The organism is Streptomyces sp. WELS2 (genome assembly GCF_013870595.1).
Lineage (GTDB): Bacteria > Actinomycetota > Actinomycetes > Streptomycetales > Streptomycetaceae > Streptomyces.
In genome coordinates this window covers 1-6,789 of the sequence record NZ_JACBWZ010000312.1, presented here as the reverse complement: position 1 = coordinate 6,789, position 6,789 = coordinate 1, and the positions used below count along the sequence as shown (strand labels likewise).

The window sequence follows — 6,789 nt, the reverse complement described above, 5'->3', positions numbered from 1 at the left end:
GTGTTCGACTCCGGCGGCACGGTGCGCCGGGGCTCCGGCGGGCTCGACGCGGAGTCCCGCGCCTACGTCCGTACGCTGATGAGCGGGGTCACAGCCGGGCAGGCCTGGGGCGTCTCGGCGGCCGGGAGCCCGGGGGCCCGGCCGGCGCTGAAGAACGGCTGGCTCCAGCGGAGCACCACGGGCCGCTGGGACGTCAACAGCGTGGGCGAGGTCTCCGTGCGGGGGCACCGGTGCCTCGTGGCCGTGCTGTCCGACGGGAACACGTCCATGGGCGACGGAGTGTCCCTGGTGGAGCGGACGGCGCGCGCGGCGGTCTGAGGCCCCGGTCGGCCCGCGGTCGGCCGCGGGGCTTTTCGGCGGCCGTGGAAGGGGCACGCGGTCGGGGTACGACTTCCGACCGGAAGGGGCGCTACCACGATGTCCGAGTACGAACGTTCCCGCACGATGCCCGCGCAGCCCGAGCACGTCTTCGACCAGGCGGCCAACGTCGCCCAGCTCGACGCCTGGCTCCCGGACGCCCTGCACGTGCGCGCCGGGGACCCGCCCGCGGTGACCGTGCACGAGGACCTGTCCGGCCAGGACCTGCCCGCCCTCCTGCGGGCACAGCCGGATCAGATGCGCCTGGAGTGGGGCACCCGCGAGCAGGGTGCCTACACCGGCTGGCTCCAGGTGGCGGGCATCGGCAGCGGAGCCAGCGAGGTGACCGTGCACCTGTCGTTCTTCGACGAGAGCCACGACCCGGGCGAGCGGGCGGTGGGCGAGGCGCTGGACGGCAGCCTGCGCCGGCTGGAGGAGCAGGTGCGCATGCGGGTCGACAACGCGGCCGGCTGACGCGCCCGGGGCCCCGGGCGGGCGTTTGCCGGCGGAAGGCGCGGGGGACCCGGACGGCCGGAGGTGATCGTCGTGCCCGAACCCGGCAGCAAGAAGTACGACACCCGCAGGGCGCGGCTGCGCAAGGAGGCCGAGCGCTCGGGTATCTCCGACCAGGATGCCGGCGCCGTCGCCAAGGACGCCTTGCGGCAGGAGCCGGAAGGCCGGAGCGCGGGCCCGAGGACGGACCGCGGTCGCGGTCCCGAGGGCGAACGGCCGGAGAACGAGTAGCCCCTCGAGCACCAGCCGGACAACCGAGAACGAGCCGGACACCGCGGGCCTCCCCCCGACGTGGCGGGGAGGCCCGTGGGCGTGCGCCGGGCCGGGAGACGGCACCGGCCGTGCGGACCGGCCCCGAGGGCGGTCCCCCCGGGCGGGGGCGGCGGTCAGGCCGCCAGGGGGCGGTCCGGGGTGAGGCGGTCCAGGAGCTGGTCGTGGTGCAGTGCGGCCACGGGGGCCAGCAGGTCGGGGTGGCGGAGCAGGGCGGCGGCACGGCGGTCGCGGCCGTCGGGGGCGAGCAGCCGGCGGTACTCTGCCGGGCTGGACAAGCTGGTCTCGGTGGTCGACATCGGCGCGCTGTCGGCGTTCATCCTGCTGCACGCGAGCGTGGTCGGGTATTTCGTACGCCGCCGGGAGCAGCTGAGCCGGTGGCGGCATGTGCTGGTGCCGGTGGCCGGGGCCGGCATCACGGTGGCCGTCGTCGTGGCGGCGTCCGGGGTGGCCCAGGTGGTGGGGGCGGTGTGGCTGGTGATCGGTCTGGGGGTGCTGGCGGGGCAGCGGGGACGGATTCCCGCGTAGCCCGCCTGTGCGCCACGAAGGGCGAGTGCGCGTCGCCCGGACGCACCCGCGCCGGGCGACGCGCACGGCCCCACCCCGCGCGGCCGCACGGCCACCCCCCTGTCGGTACCGGCCGTTACTCTCGACCGCATGGCTGTGAACACGTCCCCGGAGTCCCCCCTGCCCGTAGGCGAGGTGTCGCGGCTGATCGGGGGATGGATCGACCGGCTCGGCGCGGTGTGGGTCGAAGGGCAGATCACGCAGTTGTCGCGCCGCCCCGGCGCCGGTGTCGTGTTCCTCACGCTGCGCGACCCGTCGCACGACGTCTCCGTCAGCGTGACCTGCTACCGCCAGGTGTTCGACGCGGTCGCGGACGTCGTCGGCGAGGGCGCCCGGGTCGTCGTCCTGGCGAAGCCCGAGTGGTACGCGCCGCGCGGCCAGCTGTCCCTGCGGGCCGCCGAGATAAGGCCCGTGGGCGTCGGGGAGCTGCTGGCCCGGCTGGAGCAGCTGAAGAAGTCGCTGGCGGCGGAGGGGCTCTTCGCGCCGGAGCGGAAGACGGCGCTGCCGTTCCTGCCGCAGCTGATCGGGCTGGTGTGCGGCCGGGCCTCCGCCGCCGAGCGGGACGTGCTGGAGAACGCCCGGCACCGCTGGCCCGCCGTCCGCTTCGAGGTGCGCAACGTCCCCGTGCAGGGCGTGCACGCCGTCCCGCAGGTCGTGCAGGCGGTCAAGGAGCTCGACGCGATGGACGAGGTGGACGTGATCATCGTCGCGCGCGGCGGCGGCAGCGTGGAGGATCTGCTGCCGTTCTCCGACGAGCAGCTGGTGCGCGCGGTGGCCGGCTGCCGTACGCCCGTGGTGTCGGCGATCGGTCACGAGCCGGACACCCCGCTGCTGGACTACGTCGCCGACCTGCGCGCCTCGACGCCGACGGACGCGGCCAAGAAGGTCGTGCCCGACGTGGGCGAGGAGCTGGAGCGGGTGCGGATGCTGCGGGACCGGGCGCGGCGGTGCGCGGCCGCGTTCGTGGAGCGGGAGGAGCGCGGACTGGCGCACGCCCTGGCCCGGCCGGTGATACAGGATCCGCACCGGATGCTCGACGAGCGCGCCGATCACGTGCTGTCCCTGCTGGAGCGCGGCCGGCGGACCCTGGGCCATCTGCTGGACCGCGCGGACTCGGAGCTGACGCACACGCACGCGCGCGTGGTGGCCCTCTCCCCCGCGGCGACGCTGCGGCGCGGTTACGCGGTGCTGCAACGGGCGGACGGGCACGTGGTGCGCGATCCGGCCGAGGTGACGGCGGGCGAGGCGCTGCGGGCCCGCGTCGCCGACGGTGAACTGACTGTGAAGGTGGACGGATGACGAGCAAGGTGGACGAGGCGCTCTCCTACGAGCAGGCCCGGGACGAGCTGATCGAGGTGGTCCGGCAGCTGGAGGCGGGCGGTACGTCTCTGGAGGAGTCCCTGGCGCTGTGGGAGCGCGGCGAGGAGCTGGCCAAGGTGTGCCGGCGCTGGCTGGAGGGGGCCCGGGCCCGGCTGGACGCGGCCCTGGCGGAGGAAGAGGAGGGCGCCGAGGGCGCGGACGAGTAGGGGGTACGGGCCGCGGGCCTGTGAGGCGGGTCACCGCACCCCCCTCTTAGTTGAACGTTAAACCTCACTGGCGTAGGGTCGACCGCGTCAGCCGGTCCGGCCTCCCGTCGGACCGGACGCACACCCCAGGAAGTACACGCATGTCTCTCGTTCTTGACCCCGCCGCCCAGGATCTGCTGTTCCGCGAGGCCCGTACCGCCAACACCTTCACCGACGAGCCGGTGACCGAGGAGCAGGTGCAGGCGATCTACGACCTGGTCAAGTACGGCCCCACCGCCTTCAACCAGAGCCCGCTGCGCATCACCCTGGTCCGCTCCCCCGAGGCCCGTGAGCGCCTGGTCGCGCTGATGGCCGAGGGCAACCAGGCCAAGACCGCCGCCGCCCCGCTGGTCGCGATCCTGTCCGCGGACAACGAGTTCCACGAGGAGCTGCCGGCCCTCTTCCCGCACTTCCCGCAGGCCAAGGACGTCTTCTTCGGCGAGCGTCCGGTCCGGGAGAGCGCCGCCGCGATGAACGCCACCCTCCAGGCCGCGTACTTCATCATCGGCGTCCGCGCCGCGGGCCTGGCCGCCGGCCCGATGACCGGCTTCGACTTCGAGGGCGTCCGCAAGGAGTTCCTGGACGACGACCACGCCCCGCTGATGGTCGTCAACATCGGCAAGCCGGGCCCGGACGCCTGGTTCCCGCGCTCCCCGCGCCTGGCCTACGAGGACGTCGTCACCACCGTCTGACGCTCCCGTATGCGTGAGGAGGCCCCCGGCAGTGCCGGGGGCCTCCTCACGCATACGGGAGCGCGCGTGCGGTCACCCCGTCTTCAGTGCCGCCGCCAGCGTCGTCAGCTCCTTGTAGGAGGCGGTGCCGGCGACCACCGTGGTGGAGCCGGGGGTGTCCTCCAGGACCAGGGCGTCGTACCGGCCGCCGGTGTAGCGGGTCCAGGTGCGGCCGCCGATCCGCTCGGTCTGCTTGCCGGCCGAGCCGCCCTGGGTGGCGTCCTCGATGAAGTCGGTGCGCTTCTGCGTGGACTGCTCGACCTGCGCGTACTGGCCGTCCGGGGTCTGGAAGCCGAGGTGCCAGCGGTTCGCGTCCTTGCCCTCGGAGCGTACGGAGGTCGGTTTCCAGGTACTCGGCAGGCCCTCGGGGGCGGCCACCGGGTAGCTCGCCGCGCGGCGGGCCGTCAGCAGCTCGACCCGGTAGTCGACCCGCTGGACCTCGGGAGCGTGATCGTCGTGCGGGATGGTGAAGAAGTACACGACCAGCGACGCGATGACGATCAGGGCCAGGGAGAGAACCATGTCCCGGGCCGTCTTCTGCTTGCGGTTCGAACCTGCCACGCCCCCTATCGTCGCAGGTGTCCCAAGCGCTCATCCGTGGGGTCCCCTGCTCATTTTGTATGCCTAACGATAGAGTCGGGTCCAAGACCCTCATCCGGCCGTCGTCGTATCAGAAAGGTGCGCTCCGATGACCGAACACCATCACCTGCCGTCCGAGCTCGATGTTCCCTCGGAGGCTCCCGACCGCAACCTCGCCCTGGAGCTGGTCCGGGTGACCGAGGCCGCCGCCATGGCCGCGGGCCGTTGGGTGGGGCGCGGCGACAAGAACGGCGCCGACGGCGCCGCGGTGCGCGCCATGCGGACCCTCGTCTCCACCGTGTCGATGAACGGCGTGGTCGTCATCGGCGAGGGCGAGAAGGACGAGGCCCCGATGCTCTTCAACGGGGAGCACGTGGGCGACGGCACCGGTCCCGAGGTGGACATCGCCGTCGACCCGATCGACGGCACCACGCTGACCGCCAAGGGCATGCCGAACGCGATCGCCGTCCTCGCCGCCGCCGAGCGCGGCGCGATGTTCGACCCGTCCGCCGTGTTCTACATGGACAAGCTGGTCACCGGCCCGGAGGCGGCCGACTTCGTCGACATCAACGCGCCCGTCGAGGTGAACATCCGCCGGATCGCCAAGGCCAAGCGGTCCACGCCCGAGGACGTCACCGTCGTCATCCTCGACCGGCCCCGGCACGAGGGTCTGATCCGGGAGGTCCGGGAAGCCGGCGCGCGCATCAAGCTGATCTCCGACGGCGATGTGGCCGGTTCGGTGTACGCGCTGCGCGAGGGCACCGGCGTCGACCTGCTGCTCGGCATCGGCGGCACCCCCGAGGGCATCATCTCGGCCTGTGCCGTCAAGTGCCTGGGCGGCACCATCCAGGGCAAGCTGTGGCCGAAGGACGACGAGGAGCGGCAGCGGGCGATCGACGCCGGGCACGACCTGGACCGGGTGCTCACCACGGACGACCTGGTCGCCGGGGAGAACGTCTTCTTCGTCGCGACCGGCATCACCGACGGGGAGCTGCTGCGCGGGGTGCGGTACCGCTCGGATACGGCGCTGACCGAGTCCATCGTGATGCGGTCGAAGTCGGGTACGGTCCGCCGGATCGACTCCGAGCACCGGCTGAGGAAGCTGCGGGCCTACAGCGCGATCGACTTCGACCGGGCCAAGTAGGGGCCCGGCACCGCGAGAGAAGGGGCACCCTCCGCCCGCGGAGGGTGCCCCTTTCTCCGGCCGTCTCAGCCCGCCATGCGGTTCTCCGCCGCCCGCGCCGCCTTCTTCAGCTCCACCTCGCGGCGGCGCCGGCGCGCCAGGACCACCCGGCGCTCGGCCGCCGTCAGGCCGCCCCAGACGCCGTAGGGCTCGGGCTGGAGCAGGGCGTGCTCGCGGCACTCGACCATGACCGGACAGCGGGCGCAGACCCGCTTGGCCGCCTCCTCGCGGGACAGCCGGGCGGCGGTCGGCTCCTTCGACGGGGCGAAGAACAGCCCGGCCTCGTCGCGCCGGCACACCGCCTCGGTGTGCCAGGGTGCGTCTTGGTCCCTGTCTCGCGCTGGCACCCGCTGGACCGGTACGCCAGCTACCTGCAGGGACGAATGCGGCGGTTGCAGCACGGTCTACTCCTGACGACGGCTTCGCGAGCGAGAGACGATGCAGCAAGGCCTACCCGCTGTGCGTGCGCCTATGCACAGCGTTGGCACCGGCGAGCGCGCGGCGGCTCGTTCCCGCCCCCGGCTCCGGCGTCGCCGGCGGACCGGAGTGTTGCGATCACCGGCGGATTCCCGACCGTCAACGGCCGAAATGCCTGCCCAGTTTCCGGTCGACCTTGTCCTGGACGCGCTCCAGGATGTCCGAGACGGTCCGGCCGCGCCGGGGCCGTGCCTCCACGGCGCCGAGGACCGCCCAGCCGTCGACGTAGACGACCGGCGCCGCGGAGTCGGCGGAGTCCAGCGGGCTCACCTCGAACCTGCCCAGCACCCCGCCCCCGGTGCCGCGCAGCGAGATGTTCTCCGGCACCCGGATCTGGACCTCGCCGAAGACGGAGACGGCCTTGATCACCACGTGCTGGTACTCGAAGATCGCCTCGCTGAGGTCGATCTCCACGCTGCCGAAGACCGCGTACGCGTGCAGCCGGCGCCCGGCGCGCCAGCGGCCCCGGCGCACGGCGCTGCTGAACACCGCCACCACGTTGGCGTCGGCCGCCGCCGGGACCGCGCCCGGCTCGGGGCGGGGCGGG

The 6,789-nt window shown here is 73.3% G+C and carries 10 protein-coding genes and 2 pseudogenes; 8 read left to right on the top strand and 4 right to left on the bottom strand.

The annotated features are described in order from the left end of the window. From H5J33_RS18850 to H5J33_RS18840, 3 genes and pseudogenes are all read left to right on the top strand, one after another. A pseudogene (locus H5J33_RS18850) lies at positions 1-318 on the top strand (hypothetical protein); the annotation flags it as partial. A gap of 99 nt (positions 319-417) precedes the next feature. Further along, on the top strand, positions 418-831 hold the full coding sequence (locus H5J33_RS18845) for an SRPBCC family protein (RefSeq protein WP_181796102.1): 414 nt from the start codon (positions 418-420) through the stop codon (positions 829-831). Between the two features lie 72 nt (positions 832-903). Then, positions 904-1,101, top strand: coding sequence for a hypothetical protein (locus tag H5J33_RS18840; RefSeq protein WP_181796101.1), 198 nt, complete (start codon positions 904-906; stop codon positions 1,099-1,101). 155 nt (positions 1,102-1,256) lie between these two features. Here the strand turns inward: H5J33_RS18840 and H5J33_RS18835 are convergent, their stop codons facing one another. Further along, a complete protein-coding gene (locus H5J33_RS18835) occupies positions 1,257-1,418 on the bottom strand; it encodes a hypothetical protein (RefSeq protein ID WP_181796103.1) in 162 nt (53 codons plus the stop codon). Here H5J33_RS18835 and H5J33_RS18830 point away from each other — a divergent pair. From H5J33_RS18830 to H5J33_RS18815, 4 genes and pseudogenes are all read left to right on the top strand, one after another. Then, positions 1,402-1,668: pseudogene (locus tag H5J33_RS18830) on the top strand (amino acid permease); the annotation flags it as partial. The gene H5J33_RS18835 and the pseudogene H5J33_RS18830 overlap by 17 nt on opposite strands. Positions 1,669-1,797: 129 nt before the next feature. Next, entirely contained in the window at positions 1,798-3,006 is a 1,209-nt protein-coding gene (gene xseA, locus H5J33_RS18825) for an exodeoxyribonuclease VII large subunit (RefSeq protein ID WP_181796100.1), read from the top strand. Next, positions 3,003-3,233: an exodeoxyribonuclease VII small subunit gene (locus H5J33_RS18820; RefSeq protein WP_181796099.1), complete on the top strand. Its 231-nt coding sequence runs from the start codon at positions 3,003-3,005 to the stop codon at positions 3,231-3,233. Before xseA ends, H5J33_RS18820 begins: the two co-directional genes overlap by 4 nt. Positions 3,234-3,373: 140 nt before the next feature. Then, positions 3,374-3,964: a malonic semialdehyde reductase gene (locus H5J33_RS18815; protein WP_181796098.1), complete on the top strand. Its 591-nt coding sequence runs from the start codon at positions 3,374-3,376 to the stop codon at positions 3,962-3,964. Between the two features lie 72 nt (positions 3,965-4,036). Here H5J33_RS18815 and H5J33_RS18810 read toward each other — a convergent pair whose 3' ends face one another. Continuing rightward, positions 4,037-4,564 carry a DUF4245 domain-containing protein gene (locus H5J33_RS18810; RefSeq protein ID WP_181796097.1) on the bottom strand — a complete coding sequence of 176 codons (528 nt, stop codon included), beginning with the start codon at positions 4,562-4,564 and terminating at the stop codon, positions 4,037-4,039. Between the two features lie 127 nt (positions 4,565-4,691). Between H5J33_RS18810 and glpX the strand changes: the two genes are divergently transcribed. After that, positions 4,692-5,726, top strand: a complete 1,035-nt coding sequence (gene glpX, locus H5J33_RS18805) for a class II fructose-bisphosphatase (protein ID WP_181796096.1) — start codon at positions 4,692-4,694, stop codon at positions 5,724-5,726. Positions 5,727-5,791: 65 nt separating this feature from the next. Here glpX and H5J33_RS18800 read toward each other — a convergent pair whose 3' ends face one another. Both H5J33_RS18800 and H5J33_RS18795 read right to left on the bottom strand, forming a co-directional pair. Further along, positions 5,792-6,166 (bottom strand): WhiB family transcriptional regulator, encoded by a 375-nt coding sequence (locus H5J33_RS18800; RefSeq protein WP_181796095.1) that lies wholly within the window; start codon positions 6,164-6,166, stop codon positions 5,792-5,794. Between the two features lie 175 nt (positions 6,167-6,341). Beyond that, a partial coding sequence (locus H5J33_RS18795) for a LiaF domain-containing protein (RefSeq protein ID WP_181796094.1) occupies positions 6,342-6,789 on the bottom strand: 448 nt, incomplete at its 5' end.